This is a genomic window from Plantibacter sp. AC185 (assembly GCF_979258065.1).
In genome coordinates, this window is sequence record NZ_OZ409831.1 from 3,123,126 (window position 1) to 3,141,393 (window position 18,268).

At 66.1% G+C, this 18,268-nt stretch carries 14 protein-coding genes; 4 read left to right on the top strand and 10 right to left on the bottom strand.

Features of this window, described 5'->3' with window-relative positions:
- The first annotated feature begins 9 nt into the window (after positions 1-9).
- A complete protein-coding gene (locus ACZZZB_RS14775; RefSeq protein ID WP_463530063.1) occupies positions 10-1,233 on the top strand; it encodes an acetate/propionate family kinase in 1,224 nt (407 codons plus the stop codon).
- Between the two features lie 432 nt (positions 1,234-1,665).
- Here the strand turns inward: ACZZZB_RS14775 and ACZZZB_RS14780 are convergent, their stop codons facing one another.
- Positions 1,666-3,264 carry an HNH endonuclease signature motif containing protein gene (locus ACZZZB_RS14780; RefSeq protein ID WP_463530064.1) on the bottom strand — a complete coding sequence of 533 codons (1,599 nt, stop codon included), beginning with the start codon at positions 3,262-3,264 and terminating at the stop codon, positions 1,666-1,668.
- Positions 3,265-3,416: 152 nt separating this feature from the next.
- On the opposite strand from ACZZZB_RS14780, the gene ACZZZB_RS14785 reads away from it, so the two are divergent.
- Positions 3,417-3,770 carry a hypothetical protein gene (locus tag ACZZZB_RS14785; protein ID WP_463530065.1) on the top strand — a complete coding sequence of 118 codons (354 nt, stop codon included), beginning with the start codon at positions 3,417-3,419 and terminating at the stop codon, positions 3,768-3,770.
- 272 nt (positions 3,771-4,042) lie between these two features.
- Here the strand turns inward: ACZZZB_RS14785 and ACZZZB_RS14790 are convergent, their stop codons facing one another.
- On the bottom strand, positions 4,043-5,803 hold the full coding sequence (locus ACZZZB_RS14790; RefSeq protein ID WP_463530066.1) for an alkaline phosphatase family protein: 1,761 nt from the start codon (positions 5,801-5,803) through the stop codon (positions 4,043-4,045).
- A 239-nt stretch (positions 5,804-6,042) separates the two neighbouring features.
- On the opposite strand from ACZZZB_RS14790, the gene ACZZZB_RS14795 reads away from it, so the two are divergent.
- Positions 6,043-7,170, top strand: a complete 1,128-nt coding sequence (locus tag ACZZZB_RS14795) for an acyltransferase family protein (protein WP_463530067.1) — start codon at positions 6,043-6,045, stop codon at positions 7,168-7,170.
- An 89-nt stretch (positions 7,171-7,259) separates the two neighbouring features.
- On the opposite strand, the gene ACZZZB_RS14800 is transcribed toward ACZZZB_RS14795, so the two are convergent.
- Genes ACZZZB_RS14800 through ACZZZB_RS14810 form a run of 3 tightly spaced genes read right to left on the bottom strand, consistent with a single transcriptional unit; the run spans position 7,260 to position 10,835 of the window.
- Positions 7,260-8,483 carry a lipopolysaccharide biosynthesis protein gene (locus tag ACZZZB_RS14800; protein ID WP_463530068.1) on the bottom strand — a complete coding sequence of 408 codons (1,224 nt, stop codon included), beginning with the start codon at positions 8,481-8,483 and terminating at the stop codon, positions 7,260-7,262.
- 22 nt (positions 8,484-8,505) lie between these two features.
- The gene (locus ACZZZB_RS14805; protein ID WP_463530069.1) at positions 8,506-9,768 is read right to left on the bottom strand and encodes a rhamnosyltransferase WsaF family glycosyltransferase; all 1,263 of its coding nucleotides are present in this window, start codon (positions 9,766-9,768) and stop codon (positions 8,506-8,508) included.
- Positions 9,765-10,835: a glycosyltransferase gene (locus ACZZZB_RS14810; RefSeq protein WP_463530070.1), complete on the bottom strand. Its 1,071-nt coding sequence runs from the start codon at positions 10,833-10,835 to the stop codon at positions 9,765-9,767. The genes ACZZZB_RS14805 and ACZZZB_RS14810 overlap by 4 nt, the downstream gene beginning before the upstream one ends.
- Before the next feature lie 272 nt (positions 10,836-11,107).
- On the opposite strand from ACZZZB_RS14810, the gene ACZZZB_RS14815 reads away from it, so the two are divergent.
- On the top strand, positions 11,108-12,460 hold the full coding sequence (locus ACZZZB_RS14815; RefSeq protein ID WP_463530071.1) for a hypothetical protein: 1,353 nt from the start codon (positions 11,108-11,110) through the stop codon (positions 12,458-12,460).
- 76 nt (positions 12,461-12,536) lie between these two features.
- On the opposite strand, the gene ACZZZB_RS14820 is transcribed toward ACZZZB_RS14815, so the two are convergent.
- Genes ACZZZB_RS14820 through ACZZZB_RS14840 form a run of 5 tightly spaced genes read right to left on the bottom strand, consistent with a single transcriptional unit; the run spans position 12,537 to position 18,064 of the window.
- Positions 12,537-13,640, bottom strand: a complete 1,104-nt coding sequence (locus tag ACZZZB_RS14820; RefSeq protein WP_463530570.1) for a glycosyltransferase — start codon at positions 13,638-13,640, stop codon at positions 12,537-12,539.
- Complete coding sequence (locus ACZZZB_RS14825) at positions 13,637-14,533, bottom strand: glycosyltransferase family 2 protein (protein WP_463530072.1); 897 nt, start codon at positions 14,531-14,533, stop codon at positions 13,637-13,639. Before ACZZZB_RS14825 ends, ACZZZB_RS14820 begins: the two co-directional genes overlap by 4 nt.
- Complete coding sequence (locus ACZZZB_RS14830) at positions 14,533-15,486, bottom strand: glycosyltransferase family 4 protein (RefSeq protein WP_463530073.1); 954 nt, start codon at positions 15,484-15,486, stop codon at positions 14,533-14,535. The genes ACZZZB_RS14825 and ACZZZB_RS14830 overlap by 1 nt, the downstream gene beginning before the upstream one ends.
- Positions 15,483-16,628, bottom strand: a complete 1,146-nt coding sequence (locus ACZZZB_RS14835; RefSeq protein WP_463530074.1) for a glycosyltransferase — start codon at positions 16,626-16,628, stop codon at positions 15,483-15,485. Before ACZZZB_RS14835 ends, ACZZZB_RS14830 begins: the two co-directional genes overlap by 4 nt.
- Positions 16,628-18,064, bottom strand: coding sequence for a sugar transferase (locus ACZZZB_RS14840; RefSeq protein ID WP_285026170.1), 1,437 nt, complete (start codon positions 18,062-18,064; stop codon positions 16,628-16,630). The genes ACZZZB_RS14835 and ACZZZB_RS14840 overlap by 1 nt, the downstream gene beginning before the upstream one ends.
- Positions 18,065-18,268: the final 204 nt, after the last annotated feature.

Below are 18,268 nucleotides of genomic sequence, written 5' to 3' on the forward strand. Positions count from 1 at the left end.
CAGACACACATGCCCACCGTCCTCGTGGTGAACTCCGGTTCCTCGTCGTTCAAGTACCAGCTCATCGATGTCGAGACGGAGCGGACGCTCGCCAGCGGACTCGTCGAACGCATCGGCGACGCGACGGGTGCCGCCGAGCACCGGTCCTACCTCCCGGACGCCGCGGGTGCGACGACGCCGCCCATCGAGGAGCGCTGGGTCATCGAGCGTGAGATCCCCGACCACACGGCCGGGTTCCGGGTCATGCTCGACGCGTTCGCCGAGCACGGGCCGTCACTCGAGGAGCACGCGCCGATCGCGGTCGGCCACCGGGTGGTGCACGGTGGGAAGCGCTTCTTCGAGCCGACCGTGGTCACGGACCTCGTGAAGATCAACATCGAGGACATCTCCGAGCTCGCGCCGCTGCACAACCCGGCGAACCTGCAGGGCATCAATGCGGCGCAGGTCGCGTTCCCCGACGTCCCGCACGTGGCGGTGTTCGACACGGCGTTCCACCAGACCATCCCGGCCGCGGCGTACACGTACGCGATCGACGCGGAGCTCGCCGCGAAGCACCGCGTCCGTCGGTACGGCTTCCACGGCACCTCGCACAAGTTCGTGTCGGAGGCGGCTGCGGCCTTCCTCGACCGTCCGATCGGTGAGCTGAAGCAGATCGTCTTCCACCTCGGCAACGGGGCGTCTGCGTGCGCGATCGACGGCGGCCGCTCGGTCGACACCTCGATGGGTATGACGCCCCTCGAAGGACTCGTCATGGGGACGCGCTCCGGCGACCTCGACCCCGCGGTGCTGTTCCACCTGCATCGCAAGGCGGGGCTCGGGTTCGACGAGCTCGACACGTTGCTCAACCGCCGCAGTGGTCTGCTGGGGCTGTCGGGTACCGGAGACATGCGCGACGTCACCGAGTCCGCGTCGAAGGGTGACGAAGCGGCGCAGCTCGCGCTCGACGTGACCGTCCATCGCCTACGGCACTACCTCGGGGCGTACCTCGCGGTCCTCGGTGGTCTCGACGTGGTGGTGTTCACCGCCGGTGTCGGTGAGAACGCACCGCTGATCCGTGCGGGTGCGGTGCAGGGGCTCGAGGGGCTCGGCATCATCCTCGACGAGGACCGCAACGCTGAGCGTGCGCGTGGCATCCGGGTGATCTCGACGGACGATTCCCCCGTGACCGTCCTCGTCGTCCCCACGAACGAGGAACTCGAGATCGCCCGTCAGACGGTCGCCGCGCTGGCGTAGTCCCGGCGCTTCGGTCCCGGAGCGCACTTCGACCAGCTCAGTGACCGAAGGTGTCCCGGAGTACCTCTCCGGTCCGCGAGCACCTCGTCCGGTCCTTGCGCACCACTTCCGGTCCTTGAGCTTGTCGAAGGGCAAGGTTTCTCGTGTGCACTTCGACAGGCTCGGTGACCGATACCGCCCCGCCGGTCCCTGAGCTTCTCGAAGGGCTTACGGGAGAGTTCTTGGTTCGAGCCAGGCGGGGGAGGAAGGCGGAGCGGCAGCTCCGTTGCTGCACTCCGCCCGGTCGCACGTGCCGGGACCGCTTGGCCCAGGCCATGCGCGCCGGCCATTTGCGCGTTCGGGTAACGAAAATGACCGGAACCAGTGCTTCGGAGCGTCCGGCCGTGTGGATTGGGTTGACGTCGAGATAATCGTCCGGTCGTGCTGAGTGCGTCACGCAGCGCGCAGCCTCGGCTTGCCGCCGCGTCGTGGGATGCGATGCGGGTCGATATGCGCGGGCGGGATGAACCAGGGCACGTGGTCGCGCACGAGGACCTCCCATCCGTCGTTGTGGATGCGATGGTGATGGAAGCCGCACAACAAGATGCCGTTGGACAGGTCGGTCGGTCCGCCCCGTGACCACCAGACGAGGTGATGGGCCTCGGTATACGACGGTGGATGGGTACAGCCGGTCCAGGCGCAGCCGCCGTCGCGTTCGGCGAGGGCCATCTTCTGCCCCTTGGTGAACAACCGTGTGCCAACTCCGAGGTCGAGCACCTGCGACGGCCCGCCGAGCACCATCGGGATGATCCGGCCATCGGCCGCCATGCCCCGTGCGGTGCCGGCGGAGATCGGTTCGGAGACGCCGTCGATGTAGGCCTTGCCGTCGGACCACTGCCCGTCGTCGGCCAGATCGGGTTCGTCCATGCGGATGATGAGGGAGACGGGCGCGAGTTCCATGACCGCCGACTCGCAACCTGCGGCGTGACGGAAGACCCCGACGAGGGCTTCCACCCGGCGTTCGTCCATCGTGCGGGTGTCTGGCATCTCTGCGGCCGGAACGTAGGCGTCGTCGAGGGGATCCGCGGAGGGTAGCTCACTGCTGGTTGCTGCCGCCGCGGCCGTTTCGTCGGAGGGATCGACGAACCGGACCTGCCGCAGCTGCTTGCCGACGACGGCGTCCATCGTCGCGCGGACCCATCCCGCCGCCTCGGGTGCGAGGAAGGCGCGGAGCTCGGTCATGCCGTCGGGGAGTTCGCGGAGGGTGCAGCGTTGCTGCTTCCGGAGCGCGATCTCCCGTGGGACCGGGCCGTCTTGGTCGAGGCTGGTGCGGACGAGCTTGGCGAGGCTGCTGACCTCGGCGAGCGGCGCACCGTCGCAGTGCTCGATGCCGGCGCTGACGGCACGGTGGATGCGTTCGTCGTCGACACCGGAGCCCACCAACCGCAGCTCGCGCAGCAGGATGCCCGCGCCCTCGACGCTGAGTGCGGACCGGACGAAGCCGGATGGGGTGGTCGCTTCGTCGTGGTCGACCGTGCACGTCGGGTTGTCGCCCTCGGACAGCGGCACGCAGGGGGAGTCAGTTGCGAGCCGGGGTTCGATGGCGGCGGCGATCTCGGGGCGGTCGCACTCGATGACGTCGCCGGTGAGGGCGAGCTTGGGGGTGATCGCCTGGGCGACCGAGGTGATCGTGGCGGCGCGTCCGCGCGGGATGCGCCACCGTTCCGAGAGCATGACGGCCGGCGTCGCATACCCGTGGCTGCGGGCCAACGGGTCGTGGCCGACGATGCCGCCGCGGGAACGCTCCGACACCGAGCCCATGACGCGCGCGGCCAGGACCTCGACCACGTGCTGCACGGCACCCAGCTGGTCGAGGACGCGGACCACGCCCGCGTCGTTCATGCCGGCGAGCTGCTCGATGGCGTCGTCGCCCGGCCGGATCGGGTCGAGCGCGCCGGACCAGGTGCGGAGGAGCTCGGACACCGTCTCGCTCAGCGTGCCCAAGGGGTCGGTGGAGACCGGACCGAGGGGAACGCGTGGGCTGCTGGACATGGGACCATCCAAACATGAGCCACTGACATTCGAACGCCGACCGATTCTCGCGCTGATCTGGGATATTTAGCCAACATCTGTTGCGCGCGAGTGCCTCTCCGGGCCCTGCGAGCGGTGAGGGACTTCTCGCCTGGCCCGCGTACACTCGCCATATGCGCCCCCTCTCCGTCCGCGAGCGCGACCTCCTGGTCGCCATGGTCGCCCGTGGTACGGAGGACGGTGCCGACCGGGCCGTCACCGCCTCCGATCGAGAACGATGGGCGGGACTACTCGCAGACACCTCGGTGCACGGGATGTGCGGCTGCGGCAGCTGTCCCTCGATCGACCTTGTCCCTGAGAGCGACGACCGGCCCTCCACGGCGCGACAGACCGTCCTCGAAGCGAGTACCTCGACCGCAAGCCTGCTCCTCTATATCGAGGGCGATCGCCCGACGTACCTGGAACTCGCCCCGTGGGGCGATGAGCCGATCACCGAGTTCCCGCTGGTGGCAGACGTCGAGTTCTGAGGTCGCACCTCGGCGGGGGTCGCCGCCCTTCGACAAGCTTCAGGGACCGGGAAAGGTACTCAGAGACCGGGTGGGGTGCCCAGGAATCGGGAGGGATGCTCGGGGACCGGGAGGGGTGCTCAGGGATCGGGTGGGGTGTTCAGACCGGGAGGATGCTCAAGGACAAGGCGGGGTGCGCAGGGGCCGGGAGCGGTGCAGAGAGAACCGGAGCGTTCGCATCCGTCTCAATCCGGTTCGGTCCCTGAGCTTGTCGAAGGGCACCACCGCCCCGCTCAGTCCCGCGTGCCGAACAGCCCTTCACCGTGCTTCGTGAGCACCTCGTAGGCGTCGGCGTAGTTGTCCGGTAGCGGGGCTCCCGGTTCGTACTTCGCGAGGAGGATCCCGATGAGTCCGAGTGCCGGCGGCGTGAGTGGTCGCTTGCGGTCCTTGTCCTTGTCGGCTCGTGCGTTCGCCTCGGGGTTCGGCGGCACGTAGGCGGGCGTCACCGTCGGCCACAGCACCGGTTGCCGCGGCGAGGTGAGGTTCACGGCGTTGAAGATGCTCGTGGCGGTGCGGTCACGTTCGGTCAGTGGGTCGAGTCCGTGCAGCTCGGCGAGGGTTTTCATGAGTGAGCCGTGGTGCATCTCCTCGTTGATGACGCTGCCGGCCTTCGTGTACGCGGAGATGACGATGGTCGGCACCCGCAGTCCGAGGCGGTCGAAGGTGAAGCCCATCTCGCCCGCCTCCGGCTCACCGGACGGCGGGGTCGCCTCAGGTGGTGCGACGTGGTCGTAGATGCCGCCGTGTTCGTCGAAGGTGACGAGCATGACCGTGTTCATCGCGTTCGAGCCGGTTGTCGACGCCCCGTGCTTGATCGCCGTGTAGACCTCGCCGAGGAGTTGCTCGCCGGCGCGCATGTCGGAGTAGGCGGAGTCGAGCTCCGGGTCGACGTCGTCCCTGCTCGGGTTGTCGGGACGGACGACCGGCGGGTGCATGTCGTTGTGGTCGAACACCATGCGTGGTTCGACGAAGGCGTAGTCGGGCAGGTTTCCGTTCGCCGCGTCCTCGTGGAACTGCTCCATGCTGCGGAAGTTGCTCTTCCAGTACTGCTCGATCGACGGTGCGCTCAGGAGGCCGGTGAGGGACACGACCTGTTGGGCATCGTAGTAGACGCGCCAGGTCTTGCCAGCTTCCTCGAGTCGGTTGAACACGGTGGGGACGGCCGGTGCGCTCAGCCACTTGCCGATGCCGTCGCCCTCGATGTTGGTGACGTACCCGTGGGAGGTGCTCGCGTGGAAGAAGGAGCGGTTGCAGAAGGTCTGGGAGGGGACCGCCGCGTACCAGTGGTCGTAGACGCCGAAGTTCTTGGCGAGCGTGGACAGCACCGGCAGCATCGCGGGGGAGAAGCCGCCCATCACGGTGGAGTATTCCTCGGGCGTCGGCTTGCGTCCGCGAGCGAGCGTGGAGTTGACGATGTAGTCCTTGACGAAGCCGTCGTTCTTGGGAGAGGAGGTGTCGGCCGGGAGGTTCCACGGCGGCTGCAGCGGATTGCGGAGGTCGCCGTTGCTCTCGGGGTCGATGATGCCGAAGAGCTGCGTGTTGACGTGTGGGTAGAACTCGCCGGGGTCCGGGTCGGGCTGGGCCATGATCTGGTCGGTGGGGCCCGTGTAGACGTGGGCGGGGACGGCCTCGCCGGACTCGCCTGGGTTGCTGTAGTCGCCCTGGGCGAGGCCGTCGAAGGTCTGGCCGGCCGGCTCACCACCCGCGGGGTACAGCCATCCGAGCATGTGGTCGAACGAGCGGTTCTCGAACATCACGACGACGACGTGGTCGAACCCCGGTTCGCTGCGCTTGGGGAGCGGCGTGAAGCCGTAGTCCTCCTGCGGGTTGGACGCGGTGGCGGCTGCGATGCCCCCGGCGACGGCGCCCCCGGCAGCGAGACCTGCGACGCCGAAGCCCGCGGCGCGGAAGAAGTCGCGGCGGGAGGTGGGGCGTTTGGGCTTGGGATCCGGGGCGCCCTCGGCTGCCGGCGTGGAATCTCTGCCTGCTGCCATTCTTTCCTTCTTCGCTCTCGACGGCGCTACCGTGCTGTTAGTAGCGTAAGCCGCTTCGAAGAGATCCACATGAAAGCGCTGGTGCATCGGACTGGGTTACGTCGATCTTGTGGTCGTGTTGCACGCCGGCGCGAATCGAGCTGGTCAGAGCTTCGCACCCACCTTGGGCAACCGCTACAAACGGCTGCCCACCGCTGGCTGAAAGCGCCATGGTTCAGTTGTTCGTGCGGTAACCTCCGGTGACGCAATCGAAACTTGGGGAGTTCTATTTGTCGCGCACGGCCGCTTTGCCAACGCTCGAGCTCGTGTTCAACCCCAAGCTCAACGCCCTGAACGCGATCCGCCTGCTTCTTGCTGCGAGCGTCATCGTTGCGCACTCATGGCCGCTCACCGGAAGAGAATTCGGGGGGCACCTCATCACACTCGGGGTGGACGGATTCTTCATCCTGTCGGGCTATCTCATTGCTGGCAGCTGGGCCCGACGGCCAGATTGGCGAGCGTTTCTCCTCGCCCGCGCGCGGCGCATCCTTCCCGGCTTCTGGGTGGCACTCCTCGTTACCGCGTTCGTGCTGGCGCCAGTCGGAGTTGCGCTGCAGGGCAGTGACGGATGGAAGCTGATTTCGTCCGGAGAATCAATTTCATATGTCGCCCAGAATGCGGCGCTTTACATATTCCAACACTCCATCGGAAACACTCCGAGCGGTGTGCCGTACCCGGGTGTCTGGAACGGGTCGCTGTGGACGCTCCAGTGGGAGGCATTCTGCTACTTGGGCCTCCTTGCCCTCGGCCTCACCGGGTTGCTCGCTCGCAAGTGGGTCGTGCCAGTGCTCACTGTTGGGTGTTGGGCGCTCTATATAGCTCTGCAAGGCCGACTCGATGCAGACTCATTCTTGCTAAGCCGTCTGGCGGACGGCCTTCGGTTTGCCCTGCTGTTCCTGGTCGGTGTCTTGATCTTCAAGATCGGCCGACGTCTGCCTGTGACCTGGCCGATCGCCACCTTGGCTGCTGCGTTGTTCGTCGGATCCCTGTTTCTGCCTGACTATCGGACTCTTGGGGTTTGGCCGTACGCGTACCTCCTGGTGTCCGTGGGCGCACTGACGAAAGTGCGGTGGCTCACGATGAGAAACGACCTCTCGTATGGTCTTTACATTTACGCTTTTCCCATACAGCAAGCAATGGCTGGAACGATCCTCGCGAGCTTGCCGGTTGCGGCTTTCGCCGGTCTTGCTGTGGCTTTGACCGTTCCGTTTGCTGCGGCAAGTTGGTTCTTCGTAGAGAAGCCGTCATCAAGACTCTTCACCCGACGAAAGCCGGACCTGGCACCGACCGTGGGGCCTCTGTCGTCAGCGACAGGCAAACCTCGCTAGTGTGCGCTCTCCGTGGCGGGGCGCAGAATGCACCTTGCGGTGATCCTCGCGAACTGCAAAAACGTAGCTGAAAAAGGTCGCGGGCAACCTCAGATCAGGTGCGCGTCGCGAGGCGGCCGTTTCAGGAGGAAGAGGCAGAACGCCTGCACCGCGATACCGACGAGCTCCGCCCCGAGACCACCGAGCTGTGCACCCGGTGCACCGAGCGGGCCCGTGAGTGCGAATGTGGTCGCCACACCGGCGATGGCTGCGAGGACGTTCGCCAGGGCGATCCAGTTGGCCCGGCCTTCAGCCACGAGCGATAGTCCGAACCCTCGCGAAGCACAGATCGCGAACAGGATCGCGCCACCGAGCACGGCGACCTGCCAGACGATGTCGATCGTTCCCGAGAAGACGAGGTTCGCGACGAACGGGACGAGGACCGCGAATCCGACACCGGAGATGGCACCGAGTGCGGCATTCATGAGGAGCGACTGCCGGCTTCGTTTGACGCGTCCGTCTTCGGGGGCGCTACCGACCCAACTCTGCAGGCGGCTGGGAACACCCCCGAGGATTGAGAGAGCCATTCGCATGAGGCGATCGACGGCAGCGAACACCGCCACTGCGGACGGATTGACGAGACCGACGATCGCGATCGGCAACGAGGTGTAGACCACGCTGACGGCGCGTCCACCGGTGAGCGGGAGCTGTTGCTTGATGATCGCGCCACCGCTGGTGAACGCCGAGAGCCGCGGCAAGAGTCGCTGACCGAACCGAAGCGCGACAGCGACCTGGGTGAAGATGACCGCGACAAGCGTGCCGATCCCGTAGACGAGCAACGGCGCACCGGCGAGGAGAAGCCCGGCCACCCCCGCCATGATCAGCAACCGCGGGATGCCTTCGAACGCCAGGATGGCGAGGGGCCGGTTCGCCCCCACGAGGAACCAGCCCGGGCTGAGGCAGGTCGCCACGGAGGCGGCAGCCAGGACAGCGGCGGCAGGCTTGTAGTCGGTGGCGATGACTGCGGCGGCGACCGCCGCGACAGGAGCGCCGACCAGCGTTGCAAGGAGCTTGGTCGCCAACGCCGATTGATACAGCGAGGCGCGCTCAGCCGTCTGCGCTCTCGCAACCCGTTGTGGGCCGAGCACGCTCCACCCAAGTTCGCAGATGGTCGCACCGGCCAGGCCGAGCGATTGCGCAACGGCGACCGCAGCAAAGCCGGTGCTCCCGTACTGGGCCGTCAACGCCGGGTAGACCAGCAGGGGAGTGGCCGCTCCGAGGCCAGGGATGAGCAGGTACAGGAGGAGGTTCGAGGCTTGGCGCAGTCTTCTCATCAGATGTGGGCACGCATCCTGATCAGGCGACGAGCACGCTGGCGTGCTTCACCACGTCGGTCAGCGGTGCGCCGAGTTTCGTGATGAACGTGGAGTCGAATCCGGCAGGCTCGCTCGATCGGGCCATCTCGATGGCGTCGTTCAGGCGCTGTCCGAGGAGTGTGGGATCAGGTTCAGCGGTGAGCAGTCGCGGATGCAGCGCAGCTCTGGTGCCGGCCAACTCGTTCGTCACGGTGATGCCACCGGAGACGACCGAGTCGAGGGGCGGGTGAGATGGGTGGGGGCTGTGCTGCAGTGAGAACATCACATCCGTGTTCGAGAGCAGCTCGAAGTATCCCTGCCAGGGCAACTTCCCGCGCGACGCAAGCATGGCGGTGCCTGACAGCGCGACGGTCGCGTGCGATTCTCCGACGGACGAATAGGAGACTCCACTACCCGCCAGCGATGTGGCGGAGAGCTTCAAGGCGGAGATTCCGATCGCGAAGAGGTTGCGGGGCTTGTTCGGCCGCCCGTAGAACATCACGGACGGCTGCGCGGACTTCCGCCGATTCGCAGCCGATTCCTCGAGGCGTCCGAGATCGAGACTCGGTGCGAACACCAGTGCTGGATCGACATCGAGATGCTCCGCATCCCGGAGGTACGCAGCGAGTGGTTCGGAGTTCACCACCAGTCGGAACCCCGCGTGGTACGTGGCACGAGCAATGGCGAATTCCGTCGACCAGGGGTAGAACCCGGGCTCGTAGTCCTGAGCGAGGTAGATGACGCGGTCCGGTCGGATCACGTCGAGTCGAGCAGCGACGTCCAGCGGGTGGACCGTGGTCCAATGCGTGCCGATCCACAGTTCGTCCGCGCTGACGGCCAGACCGGTGAGCGCCGATACGTGGAGGACCTCGACCTCGGCCCAACGCGACAGACCGAACTCGTCCCTCAGGAATTCCCGGATGCTGGCGGATGCCCGTGGGTTGGGTTCATCCCACAGCGCGAAGATACGGAGTGGCAGCTCGAGCGAGTTCGCCACACCGACACTGACCTCCAGCGCCGTGCGGATCCCGGCGAAGATGGCTTCGGCCTTGATCTCGGGCACGATCAGCGAGACACGGGGCCGTACCTGGTCGCTCGGTCGGACCGATGCGACCGCCAGGCTCATCGGGTTGAGGCCTGCGAAGGCGTTGGCTCCCGGCACCCGAGTGGACGCTTCGATGAAGCCCCGCTCAACTCGATCCCGCTTCGCCTTGCGTCTAGCTCGCATCGCGAGTGTTCGCGCCTGGTTGATGACAGCGTTCACTTGGTACCCGTCTCCTGCGAGAACCGACGAACGGCGCCCTCGCATATCTCCCGAAATGCGTCCTGGTGGGCTTCGACCGTGAACAACGCCAGGGCTCGTTCCCTCGCCTGTCGTCCCAACGACGTCCGTGTGTCCGGAGACGCCACCTCGCCGAGCGCCGAAGCGAGCGACGAGACGGACGACGGTTCAACCGTCAGACCGCCGGACCCCACTGCCCAGGTCATGGGCTCGATGTCGCTCACGATGACCGCGCGACCGGCGAGCATGGCGTCCATCAACTTCGCCGGGAGCTGACCATGGGCGTATCCGTCGTCTTTGCTCGGGATCACCACGATGTCTGCGTTCTCAACCAGCGCGAGGCCCTCATCGAAGGAGGTCATTCCGACCCACTGCTCCCAGGGCCGAGCGTCCTCGGGTGCTTCGTCGGTGAGCTTGAGCGTGATGTCGAGATCCTGACGGTTCGCGACCGCCTCACGCAGGATGTCGACGCCCTTGTGCTTCCGATTTGTCCCGACGAATGCGATGGAGGGCTTGGAGCTGGTGTGCGGTGCTCCGAAGCCTCGGTCGTCGCGAACGTGGGGAACGACGGGCCCGCCGTAAATTGCTTGGAGGACCGGATTGCTCACGATGGTGTCCGCCTGCACAGCGAGCCGTTTCAGCTCGGTGTTCTTACGCACGGCGCTGAACTTCAGGATGCCCTTCGCGAAGCGGCGCAGCGGGCGCCGCCAGGACAGCGCGGCTTCGAGATCCGGGTCGTCGACATCGAGCAGCAGTGGCCGTTGTGCTGCGTGCGCGAGCCGTCTTGCGCGCCCGAAGGACGTCTCCACCGGCTTGACTGCGAAGACCAGGTCGGCAGCCTCGACAGCCGCGAGGAGTTCGGGGTCATCCTCGTCGATCGTGCGGCAGTTCGCGGCGAAGTCTCCGCCGCGCAGTGGACCCCAGATCTCGCCGCCACGTGGCGCGAACACCTGCGTCTCCCAGCCGTTGGCCCGCATGAGCAGCCAGAGGCAGTAGGTGCGACCGAGCGAGTTCGACGTGATGTCCGGGGTGAAGATCGCGATTCTCATGCGTCGTTCTCACATCGCGAGAGGTCCGGGAAGCGCAGCCGACCCATACAAGATGCCTTTCAGGGCGAAGCGGGAACAAATGGCGTGATCTCAGCACTGTCCTGAGCGTGATGGTGCGTCCCAGACTACCAACGGGGTACATCACTGAACGTCGCATCACTCATCCGGAATGCCGGTCATTCTGCGGGGTGTCGCTCGTCCCATCGATATCGGAGAGAACTCTCGGGACCACTGGTCGGGTGAGACATACTGGACCAGTGAACAATCGCGGGGTGGTCTGGGGGATCGGCGGTGCTATCGCCACAGCGGTCCTGGTGCTCGCCTGCCTTCGTTTTCTCTCTCCAGTGATCTCCCTGCTGCTCCTCGGGGCTGGGCTGCTGATCGTGTGGGCACTCTTCAAACCGCTCCAAGCGGCGTGCGTTCTCGCCTTCTTGACGGCAGCGTTCCCGAAAGCCGGAATCAAGGTCGACGGATTCCCCTTCCCTGTGTTCCTCTTCGGGCTCATCCTCGCTGTCGCTCTCGCCACGATCGCACTCGGATGGAAGCGTCGCGCCCCGACGATGGACATCCTGCTGCTGATCTACCTGGTCTGGGTCCTGTGCCGGGTCGTCGCAGTCGGACTCCCGGCCGGTTTCACACCTGCATTCCAGTTGCTTGCCTGGTCGGCGATCCCAGTCGTCCTCCTCGTCATCACGACTCACCTCAAGGGCGACGGGACGCCCATCCGAAAGAGCTTGGAGCGCGGATTCCTCGTCGCCTGCGTATATGCGCTCGTCCAGTTCGTCGGTGGAGTGGTCGAGACGGCGATTCCCGGCCTTTCCTACGCACTTGGCGATGACATCCTGGAGAAGAACAACGTCATCTACTCGAGCACCGTTGCCGACTTCTCGAAGATCCCGTCGACCTACCAGAACGGCAACATCTTCGGACTGGCGGCCGCGGTGTTCTTCTCAGCAGCACTGCTGCGGATCGCGAAGAAGCAATCCAGCGTTCAAGACGTCGTCGTCCTCTTGGGGGCACTCGCGGCGATCGCGCTCTCTGGCTCCAGGACGGCGATCCTCGCGGCCGTGATCGTGACGCTTGTCGTGTTCCTACGCGGAGGAAGCCTCAGCCGCAAACTGGCCATCTCTGCCGTGGCAGTGGGCGTCGTGATGACCGTGGTCACGATTCAGCCGGGCTTCATCGAGCGGTATTCGATCGACAACATCCTCGCATCAGGAGGTGCCGGCAGGAGCGATGTCTGGTCCATGGTGTTGTCGCAGCTGACGCCGCTGGAGTACTTCTTCGGGATGGCGACCTGGCGAACTCCCGCAGAGGGGGTCATCGGGATGATGATGCAGATCGGCATCTTCGGGATGATCCTGCTTGTCGCGATCATCGCGCGTTCCATCTCGCGCCGAAGCGGCATGTGGGTCGTGTGGTTGACGCTCGCCATCGGAGCAAGCATCGACTCCAGTTACATGCTGTTCCCGACCTGGTTCATCCCCGCAGCCCTCGCGGCCGCAGCGGTGACGACCCCGGCTCGTCCGGCGGAGAGTCAGCCCCAGTTGGTCGTCCCGAACTCAACGACATCGACGAGAGCGACCGGCCCGTCTCGAACTACGGCCGGAACGTCTTCGGTCTGAGACTCGGCTTGGCGCAATACCCTGCAAGCTCGATGTGCGCGACGGCGGTCTGCCACAACCGAGGCCGTTACGGCGATCAGATCGACGGGACGAACAACCATCGATCAGCGGCAAGTCGACCGTCGACCTGAGGGAGGTCGGCTAGTACTGCGGAGCGCGCACGGCGGGACCGGAGAGCGTCGACGACTGCGACCGCTAGCGCCCTACGCGGAGCCTGAGGCGCTAGCACGCGATGTCCGTGGTTCTCCAGCCAGTCTGCGATGCCGGTTTCCGAGCTGGCGACGATCTCGGTGCCGACGCTGAGGCCTTCGACGATCGGCAGACCGATCTGCTCTTTCCAGTTGGTGAAGGGTTGCGACAGCAGGACGGCGACGTCCGCACGGCGCTGCGCCTCGAAGATGACGTCACGGGTGGGGTCGATGATGACCGTCGTACGCGGTGCGGTCTCCGCCCAGGTGAGCACCTCCGCTTCAAGCGGCCCCTTGCCGAGGATCAGCAGTTCGGCTCTCGGCGAGGCAGCCAACACCTCCGACCAGCTGTCCATGAGCTGCCGGATGCCCTTCCGCTCGTCGAGCGCACCCACGAACAGCACCTTCGATGCCGGCCCATCGCTGTCGACGGTGAGAGCGGACGGGTGGGCCGTCGGCAGGCCCCAGATCAAGGTCGTCTCCGGGGGACGACGCTTCATCCGGGCGCCAAGGAGGGCTTCGTAGTTCGTCTCCGCGTCGGCAGTGCCGAAGACGACCCGAGTCAGCGATCGGTAGCAGAATCCAACCGTCAGACGCAGCAGCGCGCGGGTGACGGCAACTGGCAGATGCGTGCTCGCGGCGACCTTCCGCGGCAGGTCCGCATTCTCAATCGCATAGGTCACGAGCTGCGTCGGCTGCCGATGGAACAGTCGGCCGATTCGCGCTGCCGCCGAGAGAACCAGGTTCTGCGGCAGTGCGCTCGGAGCGTACGGTTCGACGATTTCCAGCCTCGAGTAGGTGCCCTTGAGGACCAGCGCCGCGATGCGCACGAATGAGGTCTGTTCGACCCGGACCCCTGCAGGAGCTCGCGTCATGTCGAAGTCGTACATCGGCTTCTGATAGAAGAAGTCGCCCGGGGCGCTGTCGTGCAGCCGCTCGAGGTGCGTCGTTCGCGCGCCGCGGTAGTACCGGGCAATGGGTTTCTGGGTCATCGGGGCCAAGCGTCCTTCGTCACACGTTCGAAAGCAGGCTGTTCCGTCTGGCGCAGACCGTCTCGATACGCCAGCCAGAGGTCACCAGCAAAACGGAATCGACCTGCGGCGACGCGTTTGCCCACACGCAGCGTCGCGCGGATGACGGATGCCAGGAGGAAGTGCCGCTGACGCGCAGCGACACGGCCGAGTCCATACGCCGAGTAGAGCTGGACCCGGTCACCGGCGATGCTGTGCGACGACGAGACCGCATGAGCGACGGTCGCGTCGGGTGCGATCGCAATCCCGAAACCTGCGGCACGGGCGCGGTAGCCGAATTCCACGTCCTCCCAGTACATGAAGAAGGTCTCGTCCAGCAGGCCGACTGTCTCCAGAAGTCGCCTGGAGACCAAGACGCACGCCCAGGTCACGAAGTCGGGGCTCGTCGACCCCGCCGTCTCGTCGATCCGCAAGGGGAACCCGATGCTCGGACCGAGCGCCTGGAGTGAGCCGTCCTCGTTGAGGATCGCCGGGCCGACGATTCCCACACTCGCATCGCGTTCGAACGCGGCCAGCATCGCGGACAAAGCTCCCTCGTGCAGCCGAGCGTCGTTGTTGATGACGAGCACGAAGTCTGCGCCAGTGTCGAGGGCATAGCGCAGACCGACGTTGACTCCGGCCGAGAAGCCGCCGTTCTCCGGTCGTTCGAGCAGGACGTGATCCGGAGCGTCCGACGTCTCGAGCGCTTGCCGAAGCGTGCCGTCAGCCTCGTTGTCGACGATGATGATCGGGTTCAGACCGCCGTCCTGTGCGAGCGAGGCGATGCAAGCGGTCGTGTTCTCTGCGTCGCGCCAGTTCAGGACGACCGCGGCAATCGAAGGTTGGGGCGAGGAGACCGCTTCAGGACGATCCATCAACGCTCTCGCAACACGTTCGAGACGATCTCGGCCGTCCGGTCCCAGCTGTAGCTCGCTGCCGGAGCCGTGGCGCGGGGACGGTCAGCGAGGACCGTGTGCAGAGCGTCGGCCCAGGCCAGGTCGTCGTGCGCGTCACCGACCGGGAACCCTTGTCCGCTTGAGATCTCCGCGATCGACTCGCAGCCCTCCCAGAAGATCACCGGGGTTCCGCAGGCGATGCTCTCGACCGCAGGAAGGCCGAACCCTTCGACCAACGACGGGAAGACCGTGGCCACTGCGCCCCGGTAGAGATCCGCGAGCTCCGGATCGGAGAGTCCGCTCCGCACCTCTACGCGGTCGGCAACCCCGAGCTCGGCGGCCCGACGCTCGGGACCCTCACGGTCGTTCATGACGACGACGAGTCTGGCGTCCGGCACGCGGGCCAGCGCTCGGAACGCGACGTCGACGTTCTTGTGCGCTCGCAGGTTGCCGACGTACAGGAAGTAGGGGAGAGCATCCGTGGCGTCAGCCGGGGTCTCGCCCGGGTGGAACGCCTCCGACAGCCCGTTGCCGGCGTTGACCACTCGGACGCGATCGTCGTCGACCCACTCCTCGATCGCGCGCTTCGACGTCTCCGACACGGTCAGCACCAGTCTGTTCCTGCGGATGATCGGGCGCAGGACAGCCGAATAGTGCGCGAGGTACACGGCACGACGGTTCGTCGTCGGATGCAGATGGATCAGGTCGTGGACGGTCACCACCTGTGGTGACCGTGCGAGGAAGCCGTTGTAGCCGGGGGAGTAGATCGTCTCGCCGCCGGGTGTCCGGCGCACGCGGAGGAAGTCCTGTGGATCGGACGGCTTGCCGCCCACCTCGAGTGGCGACCAATCGACGCTCAACCGCGAGAGCACTTCGGACGCATAACGACCGATGCCGTGGACGCCGCTCCACCTGGTGTCGGCAAGGGTCATGAGGCGAGGGTCCGATCGGTTCCGTCTGTGCGGGCGGATCGGCCGACCCAGCCGGTGAGCTTGGTGGCGAACGCGGCTGAACCGAACAGGGCGTTGACGCGCTCCTGAGCCGGAGCCATGTCGACCCGGAGGGCGCGCTCGACCGCCTCGCGCAGCGTCGCGTCGTCGAGCGCATCGACGACGACACCGCCGTCGATGGCGAGTACGCTCTCGGACGCGCCACCTTCGGAGAGCACGAGCGTGGGCGTGCCGAGGGCCATCGCCTCGACGGGCATGATGCCGAAGTCCTCGACGGCCGCGAAGACGAGGAGCGACGCCGCCTGGTAGAGGGCGAAGAGCAGCTCGTCGCTCGGCCTCGTCATGATGACGACCGGCACCGAGGCGGCGTCCGCGAGCGCCTGCAGTTCCGCGTGCTGCGGCCCGGCGCCGGCAAGCACGACTGGCAGACCGGCGAGTTCGCCGGCGCGGATGGCGACGTCGAGTCGCTTGTAGTCCACGAAGCGGGAGGCACCGAGGACGTACTCGGTCGGCAGCGTCGAGAACAGGTAGGCGTCCTCGGCGCTCAGGCGATCAGCCCAGGACGGCACACTCTGGAGGTACTCGACGCGGACAGGCGGGTGGATGACCTCGGCCTCGACGCCCCACGAACGTTCCATTCGCTGGCGGATGTAGTCGCTGTTGGCGGCGAACGTCGCGCCGTCCTGCGCGCGCTTGCGGTCGACTCGACGGAGTGCGGGGGCGAGTGCGCGGGCAGCGAGGTTGCCGCCGCGGACGTCCAGTTCGGGGGCCCAGAGGTATCGGGCAGGCGTGTGGACGTACACGAACCGCTGCGGGCCGTCTGCTGCCTGCCGGCCGCCGGCGTGATGCGCGAACGCGTGCGAGCTGATGAGGACGAAGTCGGCGGCGGAGACGTCGGTCCTGGCCCAGGTGGTCGGCATGAACGGCAGCGCGGCCGCCTTGCTCTTGCGGAGTGGTGTCCGCGCGATCCACGACTCGCTCACGGTGTGGCCGGGGAAGCGGTCGGGTGCGTTGCTCCACAGGCAGTGGATGTCGGCGTCGGGATAGGCGGCGGCCATCGCATCGACGACGTTCTCGGAGCCGCCGTGGCGCTCGATCCACTCGTGGATGATGAGCCCCGCCATCAGTGGGCTTCCTTGCCTGGAGCCACGACGGCCCGGATGGTGCGCCAGAGGATGATGACGTCGCCGGTCAACGACCAGTTCTCGACGTAGTACAGATCGAGGCGGATGGCGTCCTCCCAGCTGAGTGCCGAGCGACCGCTGACCTGCCAGAGGCCCGTCATGCCGGGCTGCACGATGAGGCGACGCTTCGCCGCGGAGTCGTAGAGCGCGACCTCGCCCTCACGCTGTGGGCGCGGACCGACCAGGCTCATGTCGCCGCGGAAGACGTTGATGAGCTGGGGGAACTCGTCGAGCGAGAACTTCCGCAGCGTGGCGCCGACGCGGGTCAGGCGTGGGTCGTTCTGTACCTTGAACAGCGGCCGGTCGCTCGTGCCCTGCTCGGCGAGCAGCGCGGCCAATTCGGCGTCGGCGTTCACCCGCATGGATCGGAACTTGAGCATGTTGAAGGGCTCGCCGTTCAGGCCGATGCGTTCCTGGCGATACAGGACCGGACCGGGGCTGGTGAACTTCACCAGGAGGGCGACCACCAGCAGGATGGGGGAGGCGACGAGCAGGATGAGGCCGGAACCGAGGATGTCGAAGGCGCGCTTGGAGAAGCGCTTGCGACCCTCGTAGCGAGGGGTCTCCACGTGGATGAGTGGAAGGCCGGCTACTGGGCGGGTGTGAATGCGCGGGCCGCCGACGTCGGTGAGGCTCGGCGCGACGATGAGATGCTGGCGCCCCGGTTCGAGACTCCAGCTCAACTCGCGGACACGCACCGGCGTCAACTCGTCCGAGCTGGTGATGATGACCGTATCTGCGCGTGTCACTGCGAGGGCGTCGAGAACTGTGTCAACGGTGCCGGAGACCGGGATACCGGTGTCACCGAGGGTTCCGCCGACCTTGCCCGTCGGAACGCAGGCGCCGACCACTCGATAGCCGGCGTCCGTGTTGCGGGTGAGTTCCTTGGCGATGTGTTCGGCCGAATCAGCCGATCCCACGAGCAGCACCAGCGACGCGTAGCGACCGTGGGCACGCTGCACGGACAGCCACTGGCGCCACATCCACCGTGACAGCAGCAGGACGAGGATCCCAAGGGGGAAGGCCAGCAAGAAGTATCCGCGCGCGAGATCGAGCTTCACGAGGAAGGCGATGATCGCGATGATGCCGAACAGGCGGATACTCGCGTCGGCGATGAGTCGGTACTCCGCATTCCCGCTTCCGACCACTCGGTACTCCCGGGTGCCGAAGATGCGAAGCGTCACGAGCCAGGCGACGATGAGGGTGATCGAGATGACGGTGTAGTTCACGACAACGCGTGTCATGTCGAATCCGACCGAGGTCGTCTCCTGGTCGAAATCGAACCAGAACAGTTGGGTGCCGAAGACGATCCAGATGAGGACGATCGCGTCGGTAACTGCGAGGCGCCGAGCGTAGACCCGGCGCCAATCGCGCACGACAGCGCGAGCTGGGTCGGGGGGAGTGCTCGCAGGCGTCGTTGGCAGCGGCACGGAAGGCTGCGACAGCATGCGGTCTCCGTGGTGGAACACGTAATTACTACGGGTGACGAGGGAAGAGCTTGGTGGTTCGATACGCGGATGTATCGGGACTGCTGCTGAGACTATCGGTGAAGATGCGCAACATCTGTCCTCCTTTTTGCG